Here is a 24259-nt window from a genome sequence, read left to right on the forward strand (position 1 = left end):
TCCTAAGTATGCCCGATACGTCGGGCAACAGGTTTTTATTTTTTTCGGTTAGCCTTATACTTGACGCAATTTTACTATTAACGAAAGGACAATCCCGTATGAGCTTAAACGCCGTACCAGCAGGCAAGAAACTGCCTGACGAAGTGAACGTAATTATCGAAATCCCAGCGCACGCTGATCCGGTGAAGTACGAAGTAGACAAAGACACTGGTGCTATCTTCGTAGACCGCTTCATGGCAACCTGCATGCACTACCCAACTAACTACGGTTATGTAAACAACACGCTGTCTGAAGACGGTGACCCGGTTGACGTGCTGGTTATCACGCCTTTCCCTCTGCTGGCAGGTTCTGTGATTAAGTGTCGTCCTATCGGCGTATTAAACATGACTGACGAATCAGGCAAAGACGCAAAAGTACTGGCTGTGCCAATCGACAAGCTGTCTACCCTGTACCGCAAAGTGTTTGAAACCTCAGACGTAGAGCCTCTGCTGCTGAAGCAAATTGAGCATTTCTTCGAGCATTATAAAGATCTGGAAGAAGGCAAGTGGGTGAAAATTGACGGTTGGGCCGATGCCGCTGCCGCTAAAGCTGAAATCGTATCGAGCGTTGAGCGTTACGAAGCTGAAAAGTAAGCGCTACGCTTATTGATTAAGGGCTCGATTCGTCGGGCCTTTTTTATTTGGAGAACCTATGTTGCGATTGATACAACAACGTGCAGCCTCGCTGCTGTGCTGCCTGATGCTCGTTTCTGGTGTGGTAAATGCCAGTGAAGTCAAAGAAGTGTACTGGGAAGACCTGGTACCGCCTGATTTCAATGAACTGGCACCGCAACAGGCTACCGATCACAACAACAAGATGGCTCAGTTACAACCCGATGCCCCGGTGGTGGATATCTATAATGGCGAACGGGTAAGAGTGCCGGGATTTATTGTGCCGTTAGAGGGCACGGCTGAACTGACTACCGAATTTTTGCTGGTGCCGTTTTTTGGTGCCTGTATCCATGTGCCACCGCCACCTTCCAATCAGATAGTGCATGTTAAAATGAACGAAGGGGTGCCGGTAGAGAACCTCTACGATGCGGTGTGGGTAGAAGGTATCTTCTCCACTACGCGATATAGCAGCGATTTAGCCGCGGCCGGCTACAGTATGCAGGGCGAAGCCGTTCATCCGTATTAGGTGATAAAAGCGCTCGATTTGTATAAAAAACGTGCTAATGTGAAAGTCTGTCTCTTTGCATTAAGCACCTTATGAAAAATCCCATTACCTGGTTCGAAATTTATGTTGATGACATGCCCCGGGCCTCAGCGTTTTACAGCTCGGTGTTTGCCATCGAATTTACCGATTTATTGGATCCTACGAATCCATCTGATAGCGCATTGCAAATGAAGGCCTTTCCGTCTGATATGGAAAGTCATGGTGCGTCAGGAGCGCTGGTTTGTGTTGATGGCATGCCGGCTGGTCAGAATAGCGTACTGGTTTATTTTTCCTGTGAAGACTGCGAAGTGGAAGAGTCGCGGATTGAGCCTGCTGGTGGCACCGTAGTGCGGCCTAAATTTTCGATTGGAGATTATGGCTTTATTACACTGGCAAAAGACACCGAAGGGAATATGTTTGGCTTACACTCGTTAAGCTAAACAGCTTTAGTTTGTGGCTGTGGGTAACGCTTTAGCCAAGTGCCAGCCACAACCCAACGCCCGCCATTAACGTACCCGCTATACGGTTCATGATGCGCACGTTGCCGCTTTGCATCAGTAATGTGCGTAAGGTTCTGCCGCCCGAGGCATAAATCAGCAGACAGCCAAATTCCAGGGTAAGAATGATGGCAATCAGGCTGGTTAGTTGTGCCGCCAGAGGCTTAGTGGCATCAATAAAGGGCGGTAACAACGCCACAAAAAAGGCCCAGCCTTTGGGGTTAGCAATGGCCGTAATAAAGCCCTGGCTGATAAGCTGTGTTCTGCCCACCCGCTGGTTACTGTTCTCCTCGCGCAATGCCATCCTGCCTCTGGACAGCCACATCTGAATGCCTAAATACAACAGATACAGCCCGCCAGCATATTTAAACAGGGTAAACACGTCCGGGTAGTTTAACAGCAGCGCCGCTACGCCCACCGCAGAAAGTGTCGCCACCAGGCCAACGCCAGTAAGTTCACCCAGCATCATCCATAACGCACGTTTTACGCCAATGCTCATGCCCAGTGTCATGGCCAGCGTCATACACATTCCAGGTGTCACGGACACAAAGAAAAAAGTGGGTACAAACACAGACAGTAAAGCCCAGCTCATGGATGATTTCCGGTTCAATAAATCGAGGCGGGAAATTGCCAGAAAAGTCATTCACTGGCAACCTTTCTGTTGCGGTAATTATGGTTTGATAAACGGGTAATGCGCCGGGAGATTCTGGCGCATTACCCGCAGTGCTTATTCCTCGCTGGCCGCTTCGGCCTCGTTTTCCTTAGCCTTTTCTTCAGCTACCTGTTGCTGTTTTAACTCGTCGATAAAGGTTTCGTATTGCGCCTGCATTTGTGCGATATCACGGTCAATATCGGTTTGCCAGGTCTCTCCAAAGTCACTGGTGCTGACAATTTGGCCCTGATCGCAAAGAAAATACAACGTAGTACCAGTAGTCAGTTGCGGCAGTAGCGAATGGCAATTGTCTTTGGCCACGCCATGCAGCTGCCAGCTACTGCTGTCATCAGCGTTGCTCAGTGCGGTGGTGGCAATACGGATTTGGCTTTTCTCGCCGCTCGACTTGCGGTTACGACTGAGTGTGATGACTTCATTGTTGTCGGTGAGTACCGGTAAACTTACATCAGCCTTAATATCGCCAAATAAACTCAGGTTGCGGTTGATGGATTGCCAGGTCAGACCGTCATCTACACTTATCAGTTGTGAGCCGACCCCATCCCACTGGCTAACTTCAACGGCTACCAGTGCGCCATTGGCAAGTTGTGCCATATTGCGAAGTGAGGTGCTTTTGTCGGTCGACCAACTGTTATCTGCCGGATTGTAGTCGTGACGCTTGTTATCGTTGAAAATGCGCAGTGTGCCTTGTTGGGTAATGGCCGCAAACAGACCGCCATTCTGGATAAGCCAGTCGTTAGGGTCTTTTTTCACGTAACTACCTACTTTCTGCCAGGGGGTATTTAACTGGTTAAACCGGTATACCTGATATTGTTTGGCAGAGCTGGTAAGGGCAAAGTAATTATCGGCTGTCTGGCCCATCCACACAATCGCTTCATCGGCATCTACTGGCTTGGTTAACTGCCATTGTTGCCAGTCGGAAGACACAAAAAGCTGGCCTAACTCACCACCCACGGTTACTTTGCCGTCGATTTGCAGTGCAGCATAGAGCTGTGAATTGGTTGGCAGGTTATGGGTTGTCCAGCTACCATCTTGCTGGATTGCCAGGCGACCGAACTTAGCAGCCAGCGCGCGTTGCTGCGTCGTTGGTAGTACAATCGGGCTGGCCGCCAGAGCGTTTTCGGTTGCCAGTACACTGAGCTTTTCGCGCAGCGGGTCCAGTTCATCGGTTTTCCAGCTTTGGCTGGTTTTGCCATTAAGCTGTTGCTGAATTTGCGGATACTGAGGCAGTACGATACTGCCTAAATCCGACTCTTCAAATACCCGCGTAACAAAGGCTTTGGATGAAGTGGAAGTGCTCCAGAATGAGCTTTCCTTAATGCTTAGCAACGGCTGAAACAGCACGGAGCCAAGGTCGGTGAGCGTGGTGTCACTTACCGCAAATTCACCGGCGGCAGAGAATACCGGCATCGAAATCCACGATGACATATCGCCACCGTTATAAAAGCTGTACAGAGTTGAAATCATATACTCGCCCGGTGGCATGCTGCCGATAAACAGCTGGCTGTCTACCGTTCCCTGATAAACCGGCGTCAACTCATAGACTTCAGGATCCCAGTCGACCTTATCTTCGTCGATGGTTTTACCTTTCTTTTCGGCTTTCTCTTTAGCCTGGGCGATGGCGGCGGCTTTAATCGCGTCCATGTTATCGGTTCGAACCACAATCACGGCTGTCCAGCCTTTATGTAACGGCGCGAGGCGTTCGGCATTGTTGATAACCTGTAAGGCGACAACCCCATGAGTGGCTGGTAAGGGCTGATTTTTGGCGATGGCGGTGGAGCGAATCTCGTATGTGGCACAACCGCTTAGCATGCTGACTAAAAATGCGGCAACAAGTAAAAAACTACGCATGATTTTATCCTGTTGAAATTATTATTCCCTGGGTGTTAGCTCAGGCCGATGACCTTAAAGCAACTTTGTCTGCATCATCAAACTGAGCGGTGACAAGAATATACGGCAAAGTTATTGGTAAAAGCGAGCGGATCTGCATTCCAGGCAGAAAATTTCGTTATGTGCAGTACGAGCCAGGGAAGGTTTTACTGCAGAGGAGAATTTTTGGCTTCCTTAAGCTTTCCTTAAGGTTTGATTTTTACACTGATCATCAGTTAATCATCAACAGGATTCTCAGATGGGTCGTATCCGAGCCTTGGCAGGCGTTATCAGTTTATTTGCTGGTCTGCTTTTTACTACTGCCAACCTGGCCGTTGCCGCACAACCAGCACCCGAGCTGGTGCTCAATTTAACCAGCCAACAGGTAAAGTTATCTGACTACCGGGGGCAGGTGGTATACCTCGATTTTTGGGCCAGCTGGTGTAAGCCGTGTCAGCGCTCTTTTCCCTGGATGAATGACATGCAGGCGAAATATGGTGAACAAGGCTTCACGGTAATCGCCGTTAATCTCGATACTGAAAGAAAGCTCGCCGATGAGTTTTTAAGTAAGTTGCCAGCCCACTTTCCGGTGGCTTTCGACCCCTCGGGCAACTCAGCCCAAACCTACCGCCTTAAGGGCATGCCTACCAGCTACCTGATTGATAAAACCGGACAACTGCGCATTGCCCATCAGGGATTCCACGTTGATAAACAAGCCAGCTATGAGCAGGAAATTCAGGGCCTGTTGGCCGAATAGGAGTTTAGTATGAAACGCAAATTATTAGCTTTTGTAGCCCTTGCGGGCGTTCTTCAATTAAGCGGTTGTGCTTCGCTTGGCGTGCAGCCCTGGGAACGTGATTTGCTGGCGAAGGATGAAATGGCATTGGGTGCTGAAGGTGTCGATTTAGGCCTGGATGATCACATTTATTTTAGTAAGGAAGCCACCAGTGGCGGTCGTTCATTTGCCGGAGGCGGCTGCGGATGCAACTAAATAATAAAGCAACAGTAGCCAGTGCGCTGGCCGGTGCAGCCTGCGCGTTATTAGGTACTCCGGCTGCTCAGGCCGAAGAGGGAATGCTCAAAGACTGGCAGTTCGACACCGCGATTCTGTATTACGGTGAAACTGACCGGGTGAGTCTGGCCGAAGGTGTGATTAACGCCACGAAAACCAATGATGATGACAGTATTTTTAACGTTAAACTGGTGCTCGACACACTGACCGGAGCATCTGCCAACGGGGCCGTGGCACAGCCTTATGCGCAAACATTCTCCCGTCCGTCAGGCAAAGACGGTTACGTGGTTAACGCCGGTGAAACGCCGCTGGATGATACATTCCGTGATACCCGGGTACAGGTGTCGGGCTCATGGATGCAACCCTTTTCTGATACCTGGCGGGCTACCGGCGCCGTGAATGTGTCTACCGAGTATGATTACTTATCATTGGGTCTGAGTGGCTTACTGGAAAAAGATTTGTTTATGCGTAACACCACGTTGTCGGCGGGGTTGTCGTTCCAGTTTGATTCCATCGACCCGGTTGGCGGAACGCCTGATGCACTCACCAGCATGCTGGTCCCGACCTATCTCGGCGACGACAACGATGAAGGCGAAGACGAGTTTGAATGGGACGATGACTACGAGGAAGGCGAAAACAAAACCGGCTCGGAAAGTAAAACGACGACTGACCTTATCTTAGGCGTTACCCAGGTAATTAATCGCCGTATGCTAATGCAGTTTAATTACGGTCTGAGTGTGGTCGATGGTTACATGACAGACCCCTACAAACTGTTAAGTGTGGTGGACAATGCCGGTATGACCCAGGATGTCATTTATGAAGGCCGCCCGGACTCACGCACCAAGCACAGTTTCTTCTGGCAAACCAAATATGCGCTGGATAACGCTGTGGTGGATGTGTCTTATCGTTTTGCTACCGATGACTGGGATATTGACTCGCATACCATTGATTCACGTTTCCGTTTTAATTTAGGGGATAACGATTACATTCAGCCGCATTTGCGCTATTACCAGCAAAGTGCTGCGGAGTTTTACCGGCCGTTCCTTAACCAGGCCGATCCGCTGCCAATGTATGCCAGTGCCGATTATCGGGTTGGAGAAATGACCGCTTATACCCTGGGTTTAAAGTACGGTCATAAAATGGAAAACGGCCATGAATGGGCAGTCCGTGCTGAGTATTATCAGCAGGATCCGAAAAACGCCGGGTTTAACGAGCCGGGCGTGCTGGCCGATTTAGAGCTTTACCCCAGTGTGAAAGCCGTTATATTACAATTTAACTATCACTTCTAAGGTATGCACAGCCTACTGATGGCCGCTAAACAAGCCAACCCCGCCGGGGCTGCCCCCACAGCAGACCCGGCGGTTACCATACAAGCACAGGATGGCTTTTTGCTGGGCACTTTCGATGCCATGGCCAGCCCCTGCGAAATCCTTATTGAAACTGATAATAAGCAACTCGCCCGGCAGCTTACCCAACTGGCTTGCAATGAAGCAAAGAGGATCGAATATAAGTACAGCCGATACCGGGCCGACAGCGTGATCAGCGCCATTAATAGCAGTCACGGCGAGCCAAGGGCTATTGATGACGAAACCTGGCGGTTATTAAGTTTTGCCAATACCTGTTACCAGCTCAGTGAAGGTATGTTTGATATTACTTCCGGGGTACTGGGTAAGGCCTGGCACTTTGACGGCTCAGACCGATTACCAGCGCAATCTGATATTAATGCGTTGTTAACCCTGATTGGCTGGCAACGGGTAGAGCTAACTGCAGAATACGTTACTTTGCCGGCGGGCATGCAACTGGACGTGGGTGGCATTGGCAAAGAATACGCTGTGGATCGTGTTGCTGCGTTGTTGTCTGAACAGGCACCGGAAGTGTCAGTGGTGGTCAATTTTGGCGGTGATATTCAGGTTACACGCCGGCGGATTAACGACCAGTCCTGGTATATCGGCATTGAAAACCCTCTAAAAGCAAAGCAGGGCGAAACCCTGGTGAAAATTTTTCAGGGCGGGCTGGCTACCAGCGGCGATGCCCGTCGATACCTGTTACATGAAGGCAAGCGATATAGCCACATATTAAACCCTAAAACCGGTTTCCCGGTTGAGGAGCCACCCCGTTCGGTAACGGTTGCGGCAGATTCCTGTACGCAGGCGGGGTTACTGGCTACCCTGGCAATGTTACAGGGAAAAGGGGCAGAAGATTTTTTAGCCAGCCAGGGCTTAACGCACTGGGTATACCGCTAAAAAGAAAGGAGCCTGAGGCTCCTTTCTGTGTTTTTGAATACTTTTATAGCGGCTAATCAGCGGGCCGACGAGACATAAACAATAACCGGCTCGTCTGAACTGCTGGTCTGCGCGAGATCGTTTATCGTCACTGACGGTTTGGCTTTATTGCCATAAGCGCTGCGATTGTTGAGGTACACAAAGGTGTCTTGTGCGCGGTATTTATGCGCAAATTTTGCCACCGACATATCGTTACAGGTAATACGGTTAATATTTCTTCGTACTGCATCGCCCATTCCCATCCGGAACAGTCGCCCTTTCATGGTATCCAGGTCGTTGTTAACTGCGCTGACGCAAAGCTTTGTTTCCGGGCTACTGTCGGCTGCGACAAACTGAATATCCTGTGCCTTGATCTGGCTGGAAACCGATAGCGCCGCTATCACTCCAGCTAATTTGAAGTAGTTCATGATTCATCTCCAACATAAAAAAAATTCCAAGCTACGATAGGCACCTTCGCATCCTGTTTTATGTTGTTACATCTATAGGCAAAGTTAATGCGTAAGGTACTCACCGGAGCAACTCCTTTTGCGTCTTTAGACTATAGTTGTAAAAATATTGTAAATAAAGTGTTTGGTGGCAGATAACCGGCCACTCGTCTGAAACGCTTCTCTGATCTGATTTTCTGCACGCAATTTAACCACTATTCGTGGCCAGCACGCACAGGACCAAAATCATTAAATATCACGATTGTTGGTTTTTTAGTCGACACCCGGGTAAATATCGGGCAGCATAGAATTCAGGCTTAGTAGTTGAAAAATAAAACATAAAAAAATTATAAAAAGCATAACTGGCACAACGTAGTGGATGTATGGCAGTTTTTGAGATCGGACGTCAAAAAGGAAATGCTCAACGGTTATCGCTAACCGGCACTTTACTTATGGGTTGGGTGCTGGTGGTTTGCTCTATTGGCCATGCCTTGGCTGAGGGGCAGGTATTCAGACATCTCACTGTGGATGACGGCCTGCCGCAAATGTCGGTTATCGATATCGCTAAAGACCATCGGGGATTTATGTGGTTCGCCACAACCGATGGCGTTGCCCGCTACGATGGTTATGACTTCGTGACCTTTCGTCATGATCCGGCTGACCCCCTCTCGCTACCTACTAATACCGTAAACACCATAGTCCTGGATAGCGCAGGGCTACTGTGGGTTGGCACTGACACCGGCCTGGCCATCATTGACACTCATACCATGACCTATGCTCCGTCACCGCTCACCGATAGCAAGGCTCTGGTAGAGCTTATTGGGCAGGGCGATACTGTTTGGGCATTGCTCAATGAGCATCTTTATCAGATTCGCGGCCAGCAGATTTTAAGGTCAATCAGACTGCCTGCCGCAGCCTCAACCCGTCATAGTATTCTTCCAGCCGAAGGGAAACTGTTGTTCCGGGACGCCCGACAGCAGGTTTGGTGGTTGTCAGACGATGATAGCTGGCAGCGGGCGGCATTGCCTGAACTCGTGGAAAGCGCTGGTCTTTACCATGCTGGTGATAATTTGTTCTGGTTCTCCCCTGAGGGGGTGTTTATCGCACCGCGAAGTGACATTAGCGCAATGCGTAGTGTGTCATGGCCAGCTCAATACCCCACGCATTTAATGCGGCTTGCCACGGTTGTTCATCAACGCACTAATGGAAATTACTGGGTAAGTATTCATGGCCACGGTTTGTTGGTTTTTGATGAGCAGTTGCGCCTCATTGATCATATAAAACCTAATAGCGACTCGCCGTTGACGCTCAGTAATGGTGAAATAAAGTCGGTATTTGAAGATGAGCAGGCAGTGTGGCTGGGAAATCTTGGTGGTGGTGTAAACGTATTCTGGAAACGCGAAAATCGCATTTTGCAGTTGTCTGCGCAGTCGGAGCCTGTGTTAGATGAGCCGTTTATTCGCGGGGTGGGTGAGTACGAAGAAGCTTTACTGGTGGCCACCAACACCAGGCTGGCAATGTACAGCGATAATGCCCGGCATTATAAGTGGCAGAAAGACATATCCGCAGAGGGCGAATGCGCTCACGTCAACACGTTCCCGGTAAGTTACGTTACCCGTCAGGGGGAACTCTGGGTAGGCAGCGATAATAAACAGGGGGGCGATTGCAACCTGTTCAAACTGGAGCCTGAGCGTCATGTGCTAAAGCCAGCACGCGGGCTGATGGCGGCTGATAAGAATAAGATAACCGCCATGTTCGAAGATCATGAAGGCTATCTATGGGTCGCATCACTCTATGGGCTTTACCGGATAGCAGAGCAGGCCGGTGAAGATTTTACCTGGCTCTATGAGGCCGCAGGTATCCCCCGCAATCAAATTATCTGGCACATATCGCAGGACACTGACCACCGTTTGTGGCTGGCAACCCATCACTCAGGTATTTTGCTGGTGGATCCTCTTCGCCAGAGTGTGAAGCGATTGCATGCCGCCTCCAAACCACCAAATGGGCTGGCGCCCGGTCAGATTAAAATCGTGCTGCATGCCTCCAATGGTGTTACCTGGGTTGGGTCCAGCCTGGGGCTATATCGCTTTGATCGCAAAACCGAAACCTTCTCCGGTTTTACGGTTAAGGATGGCTTAGCTAATGCGCATATCTACAGTTTGCTGGAAGATGAAGCCGGCAACCTGTGGATGAGTACCAACGATGGCTTAAGTCGATTCTCTCCAGACAGCGGACAGTTCTGGAACCTGTCGGTGAGTGATGGTTTACAGGGGCGTGAGTTCAATACCGGCGCTTTTTTAAAACGGCAAAATGGCCATCTGGTATTTGGTGGTATAAACGGGGTTACTCAATTCGACCCGGCTCAGGTTGCGCCGCAGGCTAATGCATCAAGGGTGCAAATAAGCCGCTTGCAACTGCTCGATGAATCCCGGGAAGTGGCAATAACACCTCCACAAAATGGCTCGCTAAGCCTAAATTATGATCACGTGCAGCTGGCTCTTACCGTAAGTAATCTGGATTTCATTAATCAGCATGAGGTGGCCTATCGTTATCAGCTGTTGCCGCTAAGCAAGCAATGGATAAATATTCCGCCTGGCGAGAATGCAGTGTATTTCTCGCAGCTTCCCAGCGGGACTTTTGAGCTGAATATTCAGTCGCGTAATCACGACCAGCAATGGAGCGAACCTCAGCGCTTGCTGACGCTTACAGTTGCTCCGGCACCGTGGGTTACCTGGTGGGCGTTTTGTTTGTATGCAATAGCTGCTATTGGAATGCTGACCCTGGGTTATCAATGGAGGCTGAGGCAGCTCAGGCAGCGCCAGCAACAACTGGAAGGACTGGTTGAGGAAAGAACCGCACAGTTAAGTAAACAGTCGGAGCTGCTGGATGAAAACAATCAGCTATTGCGCTCAACTCTGGAAGAAAAAAATCGCATTTTTGCCGATATTACCCATGAGTTTAAAACCCCTCTGACCCTTATCTTAAACCCGGTGAAAGACTTGCTGGCGAGCTCTGATGGGAATCAGGCCAATTCACTAACCCTGGTACAGCGAAATGCTTTGCGCCTGAACCACCTGGTTAATCAGCTCATAGGTTTTAATGATATGACTCAGCCGGATGAAGAGCATAGCGTTGCCCAACTGCAGCAGGTTATCAGTAGCGTAGCTGGCGACTTTGACAAAATGGCAGCTAGCCGGGGAATGAAGATCGAATGGCACTGCCCGGAGATAACGGTGGGCCTCTCGGTGCCGGCATTGGAATTGATTCTGGGGAATCTTTTATCAAATGCGGTGAAATACGGTGAGGCAAAGAGCACTATTGAGTTATCGGCAGAAACAACAGACCAGGACCAGTGCACTGTTACAGTGTTCAGCCAGGGTGTGCCTATTCCGGCATCGGCAGACTTGTTTGAACGATTCTATCGTTTACCAGAACACCGTACCGGGGTGGCCGGTAGTGGACTGGGTTTAGCGTTAGTTAAACAAACGCTGGAGAACTATCAGGGGTCTGTTTGTTTTGCCGCTCGGGATAATGGTAATGCGTTTATTGTTTCACTGCCGGTAGTTATTCCTCAGCAACCCTTACTCACAGAGTCGGGGCAATCTGCAAAAGTCTACGACAGTGCGCTGGCGCTGATGTCGGCAGATAAAGTGTTGCAGTTTGATAATAGCGAACAAAAAGCTGCTCATGAACTGGTGATAGTAGAAGACGATCCGGATATGAGTTGGATCCTGGCCAATAAGCTTACCGGTCACTTCTCGGTAAACACTGTTGATAGCGGCCAGGCGGCGATCGAGTGGATAACCGAACATATCCCCGACATTGTTATTCTCGATTTTATGTTACCTGATATTACCGGTTATCAGGTGCTCCAGGCTGTTCGTGGTAATGAACTTACCTGCCATATTCCGGTATTAATGCTAACAGCCAAACACGATCGTGATACCCGTTTACGCAGCAAGGAGGCGCTGGTTGATGCGTTTCTGACCAAGCCCTTTGACGACGAAGAGCTGATGTTAACGCTGTTTAACTTACTGCAAATCCGTCAGCTTATCGGGCAAAAGGCGAATACGGCATTAACCGCACAGCAACAGGAACCGGTGTTTGACTCCCCTTCAGACCAGCAGTTTTATAATAGGCTCAACGCGGTACTTAATGAGTGTGCTGTTGACGCTGACTTTGGGCTGTCTCAGTTAGCCGACAAATTATTTATCAGTGAGCGGCAGCTACAGCGCAAATGCAAATCGGTATTTAACCTGACGCCCAATGCCTACATACGTAACTACCGGCTGCAAAAAGCGCGACAGTTACTGGAGCAGGGCGAGAGAGTTTCCCAGGTTGTAGAGCAATGCGGATTCTCATCCCACTCCTATTTTTCACAGTGTTTTAAAGCGCTGTTCAACGTTACCCCCTCCGAGTTTATCGAGCAACACCCACTGCACTAGGGGTTACAGGCAAAGTTGTCGTATTTCTGGTAAGCAATGGCGGATCTTTGATAGCTCAGGCAACCTGTCTGGTTATAGGCTAACCAAAGCGTATTCTTTTGGTCAGTCTCTGAGGTTTTTGATGGACGTTGTTGTGGTCTCCGTGTTCTTCATTCTCGCCCTTTTCGCCCTGGTTAAACGCTGGTCTGTACCGCCCCAGGAGTTAATTGATGACTATTACAAGGTAGCCAATGTAAAGGTCTGGCTGCAGGAACAGACTATCCAGTTTGGCGAGCAAAAGATGCCGGTTGGTGAGATTTCCAGGTTGACTATTGAAGGTCGGGGCAAGCCAAATAAGCTACCCACGCTGGTGGTGTATTTCTTTGATCCGGATGTTGATGAATGGGAAATCGCCCGCTTTCCACCCGCCCGGATGGATGAGGCCAATAGTGCACAAAGCCTTATTCGTGAGGCGGTCGAGAAAGCGGGGGGGCGATCGGTGGTTTGTGTAGACCGATTCAGTGACTAATTTTGGCCCTGACCATAAATTTGTTCGGCGCGGTTGAACAACACCCAGGACGTTAAAATGTATTTGTGATCACTTACTGGTACCTGACCACGGTGGGTGTGGGTAAAGTAAGCCGGTGCAATTACCATCCTTCCGGCCCGTGGCTGAATAGATTTGTTCTGATAGTAAAAGTCAGTGCTACCGCCTTCCTCAACGTCATTGAGGTAAAACATGAACAGTAAAATACGATGTAAGGGCTCATTGTGCGGCTTCTGAGGGAACACTTCAGAGTGCCAGTAGGGGTAACCCCCATCGCCTTTCTCATAACGCTGGGCGTTAATGTCACCGGTACGAAACAGATGGCGCATTAATCCTGGCAGCGCCGGAATGCCAATTTCTGCGAAGTTATCGGCGGTCAGCTTAACCGGCTGGCCAGTTTGCGGGTCGGGCAGGGTGAGCCCCAGCGGACCAACAATCGCAAAATAGTATTTTTTCAGGTAATCATGGATGGCACTGGCAACCGTTTGCATAACCTGCGCTTTCATGGGCGCAAACTCGCTGGCTTTACTAAATGAGACATCCAGCGAGCGCTTTTTGTCGGTATCCACACCGCCACCGGTACGGCCTGCTTGTAAGTGCTTACTATTATCGAAAGTCTCGATTATTTGCTGACATAGTTCAGGTGCTAAGGCATTGTCGATAACTTCAATAAAGTCTGTGCTCACACCTTGTCCTGCTCGGGTAGTAAGTGCTCTGTGAGGCCCGCTTTGATCTTGTTTGGGATGGGTTCGGACTTACCGGTCTGGTAATTAAAGTAGACCTGCACCGAGGTGCCGGAAGCGCAGCGTTTACCGTTCTGCCACACTTCCTGATAGGTTTCGAAGGAGCTATTACCAACGCGTTTTACCCAGGTTTTTATCTGGACGGGTGTACCGTAAAAAATCTGGGCGTAAAAATCCACGCTGTAATTGGCCAGTATCAGCGACCAGGTGTCCATAGACAGGTCCGGCATGACAATGTGGTACAAAGGCGTGCGGGCCTCTTCAAACCATACTACCAGAACCGTGTTGCCAACATGTCCTGCACCGTCGGTTTCACTCAGGCGCGGGTTTAAATCTATTTCAATCATGCTTCACCTATTTCAACATGGGCTTTAAGAATCGCCCGGTATGGGATACATCACTGTTAGCAACCTCTTCCGGGGTGCCTTCAGCGATAATTTGACCGCCGCCGGAGCCGCCCTCCGGACCGAGATCGACAATGTAATCGGCAGTTTTTATTACATCCAGATTATGCTCAATCACCACTACGGTATTGCCATGATCCCGCAGACGATGCAGCACTGCCAGTAACTGTTTAATATCGTGGAAGTGCAGGCCGGTTGTCGGCTCATCCAGTATATACAGGGTCTGGCCGGTATCCCGTTTCGACAGCTCTTTAGCCAGTTTAACCCGCTGTGCCTCACCACCAGATAAGGTGGTAGCCGACTGACCCAGACGTACATAGGATAAACCCACATCCATTAAGGTTTGTAATTTACGGGCGATAGCCGGAATAGCGTCGAAGAAATGCCGGGCATCTTCAATGGTCATTTCCAGCACTTCGTGGATATTCTTATCTTTAAACTTAATTTCCAGGGTTTCACGGTTATAGCGCTTGCCTTTACATACGTCACAAGGCACGTAAACATCTGGCAGAAAGTGCATTTCTACCTTGATCACGCCATCACCCTGACAGGCTTCGCAGCGTCCACCTTTTACGTTAAAGCTGAAGCGGCCTGGCTTGTAGCCTCGTGAACGCGCTTCCTGAGTGCCAGCAAAAATTTCCCGGATAGGCGTAAAAATACCGGCATAAGTGGCCGGGTTGGAACGCGGCGTACGGCCAATGGGGGACTGGTCGATATCCACTACCTTGTCGAGCAGCTCCAGGCCTTTCATCGACTTATAGGGGGCCGGTTCACTGGTTGTGGCTTTATTTAACTCGCGCTGGGCAATCTTATAAAAGGTATCATTTACCAGCGTCGACTTACCCGAGCCCGATACACCGGTGATACAGGTCATTACGCCGGTTGGTACGCGTAGCGTGACGTCTTTAAGGTTGTTGCCGGTAGCACCGGCCAGTTCCAGCCACTGCTCATCTTTGGCCGGATTACGCACTGCCGGAATATCGATTTTCTCTTTTCCGGATAGATACTTACCGGTCAGCGACTGTTCGTTATTAACGATATCCTCGAGGCTGCCCTGAGCAATGATTTCGCCGCCATGAACACCAGCACCGGGGCCAATATCAATAATGAAGTCAGCATCGCGAATGGCGTCTTCGTCGTGTTCAACCACCAGTACGGTGTTACCCAGATCGCGCAGGTGCGTGAGGGTTTTCAGCAAGCGTTCATTGTCGCGTTGGTGCAGACCAATTGAAGGCTCATCCAGTACGTACATGACACCGACCAGGCCTGCACCAATCTGGCTGGCCAGCCGAATACGCTGGGCCTCACCACCAGATAAGGTTTCTGCACTGCGTGACAGACTCAGGTAATTGAGTCCGACATTCACCAGAAAACGCAGACGGTCGAGGATTTCTTTCAGTATCTTATCGGCAATTTGTGCCCGTTGGCCGGCGAGTTCCAGATTTTCGAAGAAATCAAAGGCACCGGCAATCGACATATCCGCCACGGTCGGCAGGTTAGTCTGGCCGATAAACACATGACGGGCCTCGGTACGTAAACGGGTGCCGCCACAGCTGTTACAAGGCTGCTGGCTTAAAAACTTAGACAGCTCCTCACGCACCGTATTTGACTCGGTTTCGCGGTAGCGGCGTTCCATGTTAGGTATGATCCCTTCAAAGGGATGCTTGCGCTCCATAATATCGCCGCGGTCGTTAATGTAGCGGAAGTTAATCGACTTGCCTTTAGAGCCATACAGCACGATGTCTCGGAACTCTTTGCTCAGCTCGCCAAAGGGCTCTGTGAGGCTGAACTCATAGTGATCGGCAACGGCCTGAAGCATCTGAAAATAATAATAGCTACGTTTGTCCCAACCGCGGATAGCACCGCCAGACAGGCTCAGTTCGTCGTTAACCACAACCTTAAACGGGTCGAAGAACTGCCGAGTTCCTAAACCGTCGCACGTGCCACAGGCGCCTGCCGGGTTGTTGAACGAGAACATGCGTGGTTCCAGTTCGCTGATGCTGTAGCCACAGTGAGGACAGGCGAAATTGGCCGAGAAGACAATTTCCGGCTCGGTGCTGTCATCCATGTAGGCCACTTTGGCGTTGCCGTTGGCCAGCTGCAAGGCGGTTTCGAAAGACTCCGCCAAGCGCAACTGTAAATCATCGCGCACTTTAAAGCGGTCGATCACCACTTCGATGGTGTGTTTTTTATGTAAGTCCAGCTCCGGTGGGTCCGACAGGTCACACACTTCGCCGTCAATCCGGGCGCGAATGTAACCCTGGGCAGCCAAAGACTGCAGGGTTTTTACGTGTTCGCCTTTACGGTCCTGAACGATGGGCGCCAGCAGCATAAGCTTGGTGCCTTCCGGCATCGCCAGTACCTTATCAACCATCTGCGAGATGGTCTGGGCATCGAGTGGCACATCGTGATCCGGGCAGCGTGGCGTGCCCACACGGGCAAACATTAAACGCAGATAATCGTATATTTCAGTAATGGTCCCCACGGTTGAACGGGGGTTATGTGAGGTGGATTTCTGTTCAATCGAAATTGCCGGAGACAGGCCTTCGATGTGATCTACATCGGGCTTTTCCATCATCGATAAAAACTGGCGGGCATAGGCAGATAAAGATTCCACGTAACGACGCTGACCTTCAGCGTAGAGCGTGTCGAATGCCAGGGAAGACTTACCCGAACCCGATAAACCGGTGATGACTACCAGTTTGTCGCGGGGAATGGTGATATCGATGTTTTTGAGATTGTGCGTACGTGCACCGCGAACTTCTATTTTATCCATTCGAACCAGTTCAGAATACAAAAGAAACAGTATGCCATATACCCGTGTCGCGGGTATAGGCTGTGGTGTTATGAATATGGTGCATCAGGCGTTTAAGATCAGTCGGTCGCGAACCATTCACCATATCGGCGGAATTTCGTACAAAGACCAACAGGCTATAGGGACAGGCGTTTAAGTTATGCTACAATTCGCGCCCCGTTTAACCCCCATAACAGAGAAGAAAGCACCTTGAACGCCATTGAAGTCCGTGCCGCATTAACGCTTGCCGTTGTTTACGTACTGAGAATGCTAGGGTTATTTATGGTCATGCCGGTTCTGGCGGTGGCTGCTACCGAATTCAGTGACTACTCGGTGATGCTGGTGGGCGTGGCGATTGGCGGTTATGGCTTAACTCAGGCGGCGCTGCAAATACCGATGGGGATGTTGTCGGATAAATGGGGGCGCAAGCCGGTTATTTTACTCGGGCTTGCCGTATTCGCTTTAGGCAGTATTATCGCTGCCATGGCTGATTCCATGATGTGGCTGATTGCCGGGCGAATTCTGCAAGGGGCCGGGGCTATCGCCGGTGCCATTATGGCATTGGCTACCGACGTGACCCGCGAGCAACAGCGGGCCAAAGTGATGGCGATTATTGGCATTGCCATTGGCTTTTCGTTTTACATCGCGGTGGTGATAGGGCCGTTGATTGCAGAAAGCTGGGGACTTGCCGGGGTATTCTGGGTCACCGGTATTCTGGCGTTGTGTTGTTTACCTCTGGTGAAATGGGCAGTGCCTGACAGCCCCAAACATTTTAATGCCGATACCCTGCCGCGTATGGACCAGGTATGGCAATTGTTTACTTCTCGTGATTTATGGCGTTTGAATGTCAGCGTTATGCTGCTGCATATGATGATCACGCTGTTGTTTGTGCAGGTGCCTTCCACCATGGTGAAGCTGGGTTTGCCGCTGGACAACCACTGGACAATCTACCTGCCGGTGTTATTGGTCTCGGTATTTTTACTGGCCATGATGATGCGCAGTAGCCGCGGCCGCACGCCACGTTCAATGTTACTGGCGGCCGTAATTATGCTTGGCAGTGCTTTTGCACTATTGCCTTCGGCGGGGCACAGCTGGTGGTTACTGGGCGCTGGCCTGTTGATATTCTTTACCGGTTTTAACTACCTGGAAGCAAACTTTCCGGCGCTGCTATCTACCATTGCTCCGGCCGGTCAGAAAGGCACGGCCATGGGCATATATGCCAGCTTTCAGTTTTTTGGTGCATTCCTGGGCGGTATTCTTTCCGGTGCCGTTACGGCACAGGCCGGCCCTACTTCAGCCTATTATACTGGTGCCGTTATCGCTGTGGTTTGGTGTGTAATTGTGGCGGGGATTCGCGCCGGCGAAAAGCTCAAGCGAGTGGCTCTTACCGTGCCAAATAATACACAGCCAAAGGCTAGTCAGTTAGCCGAGCTAAACAGCTTAAATGGGGTGGTGGAATATGTTTTTGATGCCAGCCAGAACCAGTTATACCTCAAGGTAAACAGTGAGTTTGATGAGCTCAATGCCCGGGCTATAATAAGGCAGTGGAGTTAACCACTGCCACCTGGATGGCGTAATTTCTTCAACTATTTTGCGGCAGCCGGGCGGACATGAAATATCCCCACCTCGGCGTTGGTCACTTCTACCTCAGTACCGGCAGCGATAGGCTCATCACATTGCACGGACCAACTGATACCTGAATATTTATGCGTACCGGGAGCTTCGGGAGCGATAGCCTCAGACAGGCGGAACCGTAAGCCGTTGAAGTCACCATTTACCGTTTTCTTTTCTACCTGTTGCTGCATTTGCTTAAGCGGTTTGTAGAGCACCAGCGCAATAATACCGGTTAGCACCGCACAGCAGAAAAAGGCATTGATGTAAGTTGCTTCAATGACGCCGGTGTAAAAAATACCGGCGGTAATCAGCGCTGCCAAACCAACAAAAAACAGCACAAAGGTGGCGAATCCCAGTATAGCCACCTCAATGATTAACAACACTAAACCGGTAACTACCAGTACCGTGGTAACGTTTTCGTATATCCAGTCCATAGGCGTTAGTCTTTGTTGTTCATTTTATTGATGATAGCCATGGCCTGGGTCACCAGGCTGGCCGCTTCAGTATTACCGTCGGGTAGCAACACAATGGACGACTCTTTGGCAATCGCCTGCTTCGCTTCGATGGCTTTGGTAGCCAGGTCGAGCTGAATAGCTTTTTGACCTTCTTCTGTATCGGCTGCTTCACCCACTTTGCGTAATGCTTCAGCCTGGGCTTCGGCTACCGCCAGGATCGCCTGGGCTTCACCTTCGGCTTTGAGTACCTGTTCGGCTTTATCGGCCTCTGCAGCCAGTACGACCGACTGTTTAGCACCCTCAGCACGGTTAATAGCGGCCTGACGATCACCTTCTGATTCGAGGATTTGCGCGCGCTTTACCCGCTCGGCTTTCATCTGCGCTTCCATGGCTTCCATTACCGAATTTGGCGGCACGATGTCTTTAATTTCGTAACGCAGCACCTGAATACCCCAGGGGCCACTGGCATCGTTAATCGAGGTTACGATGTTGGTATTAAGCTGGTCGCGCTCTTCAAAGGTTTTATCGAGCTCCATTTTGCCCAGCTCTGAACGCATGGTGGTTTGTGCCAGCTGGGTAACGGCAAATACGTAATCGTCGACGCCGTAGGTGGCTTTGTATGGATCCAGTACCCGGAAATACAGCACACCGTCGACATGCAGCGAAATATTGTCTTTGGTGATGGCGCTTTGTTCTGGTACGTCAACCGCCTGTTCTTTCAGTGAGCGGTCGGCAGCAATGCGGTCGATAAAGGGCACGATAAAGTTCAGGCCAGCCTCTTTGGTTGACTGGTATTTACCAAAACGTTCAACTAAATAGGCCCGGTTCTGCGGCACAAACTTGATGGATGATTTAAGTAAAATCACCACTAATATAAGGATAAACAGTTGCGGAGTGAGAATATAGTCCAGTAATACTTCCATGATTTACAGCCTCTAACTATTTTGACTTATGGAGCTTAACCCAATCCGGGCAAACAGGGTACTGGCTATTTGTATCAAGGCGTAACAACCGTGCTTTGGATCAGGCGTCCTTAACCTGCAGCAGGTCCCACTTATTGCCGTACAGGTCCTCAAAGATGGCCACGGTGCCGTAGTCTTCGTCGCGTGGCGTTTCTATAAACTCCACGCCCTGACTTTGCATAAACTCGTAGTCGCGCCAGAAATCGTTGGTTTGCAAAACAAAGAGCACCTGATCGCCAGCCTGATTGCCCACAGCAATCTTGTCCATTTTTGAACGGGCCAGGTTGAGCATGATGCCGGTGGAGGATAATCCGGGTGGATGTAGCAATACCCATCGTAAACCGTTTTTATGTTTTTCGTTAGCGATGAGCGTAAAATGGAGCACCTCTGTAAAATATGTGATAGCTTCATCATAGTCGTCTACCAGGATGCCAACGGCATTCAGGCTTTGTATGCGATCTGTCATGGCAGTATGCTCCGAAATGTTACATGCCTGATATAACGTGACAGATTTGCCCCAATATAACCAGACTTTGCCCTGAAAATGTGTTCATAAGCAGGCATTTGTTAACGATTAGTGTATTGAGGCTTCTTTTTTTTAACTTATAGGTTGTGTTAGACCACCAGTTCAACTTATTATTTATAATATAATAGTAACAAAGGGTCTTTACACTCATGTCAGTATCAACTCAAGTCGCTGCTAATGCTATTCGTATGCTCGCAGTGGAAGCAATTCAAAAAGCCAAGTCAGGTCACCCTGGTGCACCAATGGGGATGGCAGACATTGCTACCGTACTGTGGCAGCAATTTTTACAGCACAATCCGGCAAATCCTAACTGGGCTAACCGTGACCGCTTCGTGCTGTCTAACGGCCACGCTTCTATGCTTCAGTATGCCTTACTGCATCTGAGTGGCTACGACCTGCCAATTGAAGAACTTAAACAGTTCCGTCAACTACATTCAAAAACCCCGGGGCACCCGGAGTACGGTTACACTGCTGGTGTTGAAACCACAACCGGGCCATTAGGCGCAGGTATCGCTAATGCCGTAGGTATGGCTATCGCCGAGAAAACCCTGGCTGGTCAGTTTAACCGCGATGATTTCGATATCGTTAATCACTTCACCTACTGTTTCCTGGGTGACGGCTGTCTGATGGAAGGTATTTCTCACGAAGCCTGTTCACTGGCTGGCACTTTGAAACTGGGCAAACTGATTGCGTTCTGGGATGACAACGGTATTTCCATCGACGGTCACGTAGAAGGCTGGTTTACCGACAACACGCCAATGCGTTTTGAATCTTACGGCTGGCATGTGATTAAAGGTGTGGACGGCCACGACGAGGCTGCATTACAGGCAGCTATTGAAGAGGCACAATCGGTAACCGACAAGCCTACTCTGATTTGCTGTAAAACCGTTATCGGTTTTGGTTCACCGAATAAATCGGGTAGCCATGACTGTCACGGCGCGCCGCTGGGCGATGATGAAATCGCTGAAGTGCGTAAGCAACTCGACTGGTCGCACGGGCCGTTTGAAGTGCCAGAAGATATTTATGCGAAGTGGGATGCCAAAGAAAAAGGGAATGCCGCAGAGCAGCAATGGGAAGCTAAGTTCGCCGAGTACGCAGCGGCTTACCCACAACTGGCAGCTGAGTTTGAGCGTCGTGTAATCAAACAGCAGGTACCAGCCGATCTGAACGAAAAGGCCGACACTTATATTCGTCAGTGCCAGGCTGATATGAAAGACATGGCTACCCGTAAAGCCTCGCAAAACGCGATTGGTTTCTTTGCTGGTCAGCTACCTGAAATCATTGGTGGCAGTGCCGACCTGGCGGGTTCCAACCTTACCTTGTGGCCTGAAGCAAAAGGCATTCAGGATGATGCAGCCGGCAACTACGTGTTTTACGGTGTGCGTGAGTTTGGTATGAGCGCCATCATGAACGGTATTGCCCTGCACGGTGGTTTTGTGCCGTTTGGTGCTACCTTCCTGATGTTTATGGAATATGCGCGTAATGCTGTGCGCATGGCTTCATTAATGAAAGCGAAGTCGATTTTCGTTTATACCCACGACTCTATTGGTCAGGGGGAAGACGGCCCGACTCACCAGCCTATCGAACAGCTGGCCAACCTGCGCCTGACCCCGAATCTGACTACCTGGCGTCCATGTGATGCAGTGGAAGCGGCCGAAGCCTGGCGCCAGGCGCTGATCAAAGAAGCGGGTCCAAGTGCGCTGGTATTTACCCGTCAGGGCACCAGAACCATGGCGCGCAGCGAGAGCCAGTTAGCGGATGTTGCGAAAGGCGGTTACGTGCTGAAAGACTGTGCAGGAACCCCGCAACTGGTGCTGATTGCTACCGGTTCAGAAGTAGCTTTAGCCGTGGATGCAGCGGCTAAGCTGGCAGATGACGGCGTGGCAGTACGAGTCGTATCTATGCCTAGTACTGAACAGTTTGATGCGCAGGATGCGGCCTACAAACAGTCACTGCTACCAACTGGTGTACCAAAGCTGGCTATCGAAGCCGCCCATACTGACTTCTGGTACAAGTATGTAGGCATCGACGGTGATGTAGTCGGTATGCAGACCTTCGGTGAATCTGCACCGGGTGGCGTACTGCTGGAGCACTTCGGTTTCACGGTAGAAAACGTAGTAGCCAAAGCCACTGCATTGTTAGACTAACTATCCTCTGATGCCAACAGGCCTGAGCCTGTTGGCATCCCGGTTTCGCTTCGCGAAGACCGGGACCTCCCAAATAGTCTTACTATTTTAAAAAAAGCTAGTCATATCACCACAACAGAACCAGAAAAGACCCTACTTTTCAGCTTTATCAGTGCTCTCCTCGGCGGTGCTCCGAAACAGTCTGACTAAATCAAAAATAAGCTAGTCATCCCGGCCTCCGAGCCGGGATCTCCCAATAGTTCTGAACCAGCTTAGACAACCTTTTCAGGAGATCCCCGCTCAAAAGCATGCGGGGATAATGAAATGGACCCACCCTTTAATACGGCTTCGTAATGAGCCATGATGAATTTGTTCAACCATCAAACAAGGGCGGATCCACAAATGAATATTACTACTGTCGGTTTAGATATTGCAAAGTCTGTGTTTCACTTTTATGCGGTGAACCGTGTCGGTAAGCTTATTAAGAAAAAGGTACTTAAACGTGCGCAGGTGATATCAACATTTCAACAACTTGAGCCTTGTATCGTTGTAATGGAGGCATGCGGAAGCGCGAATTATTGGGCCAGAGCAATCCAAAATTGTGGTCATGAGGTCAAACTGATAGCGCCTCAATATGTCGTAGCGTATCGTCGAAAAAATAAAAATGATTTCAACGATGCTGAAGCAATAGCGGAAGCTTCACAACGCCACAATATGAACTTTGTCCCCATTAAGAGCCAGGCTCAGCAAGATATCCAAATGTTGCTCCGCGTTCGCACACGTTACATTGATTGTCGGACTAAATTGAGTAATCAAATCCGCGGGTTATTAGCGGAGTATGGCTTGGAAACGAATGTCGGCAAAGCCGCTCTACGTCGTTTCCTACCAGAGGTGCTTGAAGATGCAGGTAACGGCTTAAGCGATGAATGCCGAAGCGTGTTTGCAGAACTTTATCTGGAGCTTATCGAGTTAGATAACAAAGTGACTGCGAGTGATAAAAAAGTGGCGACAGCGATTAAACCAATAGAGGTATGCCAAAGAGCCCAAACCGTCGTCGGCATAGGTCCAATTACAGCGGCGTCGATTTACGCTGCGATTGGTTTAGGAAAGAACTTTCAAAATGGTCGTCATTTTGCCGCCTGGTGCGGTTTGGTTCCTCGCCAACATTCGACAGGAGGGAAAGCCAACTTGTCTGGTATCACCAAACGTGGCAATGCTTATTTACGAACGTTACTGGTACATGGGGCGAGAACGACATTGAAGTACGCCAGCAAAAAGGACGATAAGCTGAGTCTTTGGGCGGAACATTTGAAGGTAGAAAAGGGTTACAACAAAGCTTGTGTTGCGTTGGCCAATAAATTGGCTCGAATTGTTTGGGCCGTTATCAACAGCGGTAAAGATTACCAACGGATGTATGAGCAGAAAGCTTAAGTGGTATAAAAGAAGTTAAGTAAGAACCGGAAGAAAACAAACTCACCAGCAGTTGCGAAATGATTTTGATTTGATGATAAACAGTTAAACTGGGTCACTTAAACACTATGCCCGTCATTGGCTCAAACAAAGAAGCCGTAGGGATGATAAGTTGAGTGACAGCAAATTGCATCAAGGCTAAGGGAGACGAATCTCCCTGTAACCAAGCCGAATATATGAAGGCAATAATTTTGTTTATTACAATGTCAAAATCACTTGCAAACCGGGTGGGTCCATATATGACG

At 49.8% G+C, this 24259-nt stretch carries 22 protein-coding genes; 12 read left to right on the top strand and 10 right to left on the bottom strand.

Features of this window, described 5'->3' with window-relative positions; translation table 11 throughout:
* Positions 1 to 98: 98 nt before the first annotated feature.
* From ppa to D9T21_RS13045, 3 genes are all read left to right on the top strand, one after another.
* Positions 99 to 632 (top strand): inorganic diphosphatase, encoded by a 534-nt coding sequence (gene ppa, locus D9T21_RS13035; RefSeq protein WP_105934623.1) that lies wholly within the window; start codon positions 99 to 101, stop codon positions 630 to 632.
* Positions 633 to 690: 58 nt separating this feature from the next.
* The gene (locus D9T21_RS13040; RefSeq protein ID WP_123325419.1) at positions 691 to 1176 is read left to right on the top strand and encodes a DUF3299 domain-containing protein; all 486 of its coding nucleotides are present in this window, start codon (positions 691 to 693) and stop codon (positions 1174 to 1176) included.
* Between the two features lie 71 nt (positions 1177 to 1247).
* Positions 1248 to 1634: a VOC family protein gene (locus tag D9T21_RS13045; RefSeq protein WP_123325420.1), complete on the top strand. Its 387-nt coding sequence runs from the start codon at positions 1248 to 1250 to the stop codon at positions 1632 to 1634.
* A 31-nt stretch (positions 1635 to 1665) separates the two neighbouring features.
* On the opposite strand, the gene D9T21_RS13050 is transcribed toward D9T21_RS13045, so the two are convergent.
* Positions 1666 to 2283, bottom strand: a complete 618-nt coding sequence (locus tag D9T21_RS13050; RefSeq protein ID WP_123325421.1) for a LysE family translocator — start codon at positions 2281 to 2283, stop codon at positions 1666 to 1668.
* Between the two features lie 135 nt (positions 2284 to 2418).
* Complete coding sequence (locus D9T21_RS13055; RefSeq protein WP_123325422.1) at positions 2419 to 4212, bottom strand: hypothetical protein; 1794 nt, start codon at positions 4210 to 4212, stop codon at positions 2419 to 2421.
* A 277-nt stretch (positions 4213 to 4489) separates the two neighbouring features.
* On the opposite strand from D9T21_RS13055, the gene D9T21_RS13060 reads away from it, so the two are divergent.
* Genes D9T21_RS13060 through D9T21_RS13075 form a run of 4 tightly spaced genes read left to right on the top strand, consistent with a single transcriptional unit; the run spans position 4490 to position 7485 of the window.
* A complete protein-coding gene (locus D9T21_RS13060) occupies positions 4490 to 4987 on the top strand; it encodes a TlpA disulfide reductase family protein (protein WP_123325423.1) in 498 nt (165 codons plus the stop codon).
* A 9-nt stretch (positions 4988 to 4996) separates the two neighbouring features.
* Entirely contained in the window at positions 4997 to 5221 is a 225-nt protein-coding gene (locus tag D9T21_RS13065; RefSeq protein WP_123325424.1) for a DUF4266 domain-containing protein, read from the top strand.
* Positions 5212 to 6531: a DUF3570 domain-containing protein gene (locus tag D9T21_RS13070; RefSeq protein ID WP_123325425.1), complete on the top strand. Its 1320-nt coding sequence runs from the start codon at positions 5212 to 5214 to the stop codon at positions 6529 to 6531. The genes D9T21_RS13065 and D9T21_RS13070 overlap by 10 nt, the downstream gene beginning before the upstream one ends.
* A gap of 18 nt (positions 6532 to 6549) precedes the next feature.
* Entirely contained in the window at positions 6550 to 7485 is a 936-nt protein-coding gene (locus tag D9T21_RS13075; protein ID WP_338134018.1) for an FAD:protein FMN transferase, read from the top strand.
* Positions 7486 to 7541: 56 nt separating this feature from the next.
* Here the strand turns inward: D9T21_RS13075 and D9T21_RS13080 are convergent, their stop codons facing one another.
* Positions 7542 to 7931 (bottom strand): DUF3718 domain-containing protein, encoded by a 390-nt coding sequence (locus D9T21_RS13080; RefSeq protein WP_123325426.1) that lies wholly within the window; start codon positions 7929 to 7931, stop codon positions 7542 to 7544.
* Positions 7932 to 8332: 401 nt separating this feature from the next.
* Here D9T21_RS13080 and D9T21_RS13085 point away from each other — a divergent pair, with 401 nt between their 5' ends.
* A complete protein-coding gene (locus D9T21_RS13085) occupies positions 8333 to 12394 on the top strand; it encodes a two-component regulator propeller domain-containing protein (RefSeq protein WP_123325427.1) in 4062 nt (1353 codons plus the stop codon).
* 121 nt (positions 12395 to 12515) lie between these two features.
* Positions 12516 to 12902, top strand: a complete 387-nt coding sequence (locus D9T21_RS13090; protein WP_123325428.1) for a hypothetical protein — start codon at positions 12516 to 12518, stop codon at positions 12900 to 12902.
* Here the strand turns inward: D9T21_RS13090 and D9T21_RS13095 are convergent.
* Genes D9T21_RS13095 through uvrA form a run of 3 tightly spaced genes read right to left on the bottom strand, consistent with a single transcriptional unit; the run spans position 12899 to position 16843 of the window.
* A complete protein-coding gene (locus D9T21_RS13095) occupies positions 12899 to 13606 on the bottom strand; it encodes a 2OG-Fe(II) oxygenase (protein WP_123325429.1) in 708 nt (235 codons plus the stop codon). The two genes, D9T21_RS13090 and D9T21_RS13095, sit on opposite strands and share 4 nt — an antisense overlap.
* Positions 13603 to 14010: an acyl-CoA thioesterase gene (locus tag D9T21_RS13100; RefSeq protein WP_123325430.1), complete on the bottom strand. Its 408-nt coding sequence runs from the start codon at positions 14008 to 14010 to the stop codon at positions 13603 to 13605. The genes D9T21_RS13095 and D9T21_RS13100 overlap by 4 nt, the downstream gene beginning before the upstream one ends.
* A gap of 7 nt (positions 14011 to 14017) precedes the next feature.
* Positions 14018 to 16843 (bottom strand): excinuclease ABC subunit UvrA, encoded by a 2826-nt coding sequence (uvrA, locus tag D9T21_RS13105; protein WP_123325431.1) that lies wholly within the window; start codon positions 16841 to 16843, stop codon positions 14018 to 14020.
* A gap of 228 nt (positions 16844 to 17071) precedes the next feature.
* On the opposite strand from uvrA, the gene D9T21_RS13110 reads away from it, so the two are divergent.
* Positions 17072 to 18415 carry an MFS transporter gene (locus D9T21_RS13110; RefSeq protein WP_123325432.1) on the top strand — a complete coding sequence of 448 codons (1344 nt, stop codon included), beginning with the start codon at positions 17072 to 17074 and terminating at the stop codon, positions 18413 to 18415.
* Between the two features lie 32 nt (positions 18416 to 18447).
* On the opposite strand, the gene D9T21_RS13115 is transcribed toward D9T21_RS13110, so the two are convergent.
* The 3 genes from D9T21_RS13115 to D9T21_RS13125 all read right to left on the bottom strand — a co-directional run bounded on the left by D9T21_RS13115 (position 18448) and on the right by D9T21_RS13125 (position 20358).
* Positions 18448 to 18909 carry an NfeD family protein gene (locus tag D9T21_RS13115; RefSeq protein ID WP_123325433.1) on the bottom strand — a complete coding sequence of 154 codons (462 nt, stop codon included), beginning with the start codon at positions 18907 to 18909 and terminating at the stop codon, positions 18448 to 18450.
* Positions 18910 to 18914: 5 nt separating this feature from the next.
* Positions 18915 to 19853, bottom strand: a complete 939-nt coding sequence (locus D9T21_RS13120) for an SPFH domain-containing protein (protein ID WP_123325434.1) — start codon at positions 19851 to 19853, stop codon at positions 18915 to 18917.
* Positions 19854 to 19953: 100 nt separating this feature from the next.
* On the bottom strand, positions 19954 to 20358 hold the full coding sequence (locus D9T21_RS13125; protein WP_123325435.1) for a VOC family protein: 405 nt from the start codon (positions 20356 to 20358) through the stop codon (positions 19954 to 19956).
* 209 nt (positions 20359 to 20567) lie between these two features.
* Here D9T21_RS13125 and tkt point away from each other — a divergent pair, with 209 nt between their 5' ends.
* Complete coding sequence (gene tkt, locus D9T21_RS13130; protein ID WP_123325436.1) at positions 20568 to 22565, top strand: transketolase; 1998 nt, start codon at positions 20568 to 20570, stop codon at positions 22563 to 22565.
* A gap of 381 nt (positions 22566 to 22946) precedes the next feature.
* The gene (locus tag D9T21_RS13135) at positions 22947 to 23975 is read left to right on the top strand and encodes an IS110 family RNA-guided transposase (RefSeq protein ID WP_123325438.1); all 1029 of its coding nucleotides are present in this window, start codon (positions 22947 to 22949) and stop codon (positions 23973 to 23975) included.
* A 94-nt stretch (positions 23976 to 24069) separates the two neighbouring features.
* On the opposite strand, the gene D9T21_RS22870 is transcribed toward D9T21_RS13135, so the two are convergent.
* Positions 24070 to 24259 (bottom strand): hypothetical protein (locus tag D9T21_RS22870; protein WP_206427267.1); only part of this gene is annotated, 190 nt, incomplete at its 5' end.

The sequence above is a fragment of the Marisediminitalea oceani genome (genome assembly GCF_003731635.1).
GTDB lineage: Bacteria > Pseudomonadota > Gammaproteobacteria > Enterobacterales > Alteromonadaceae > Alteromonas > Alteromonas oceani.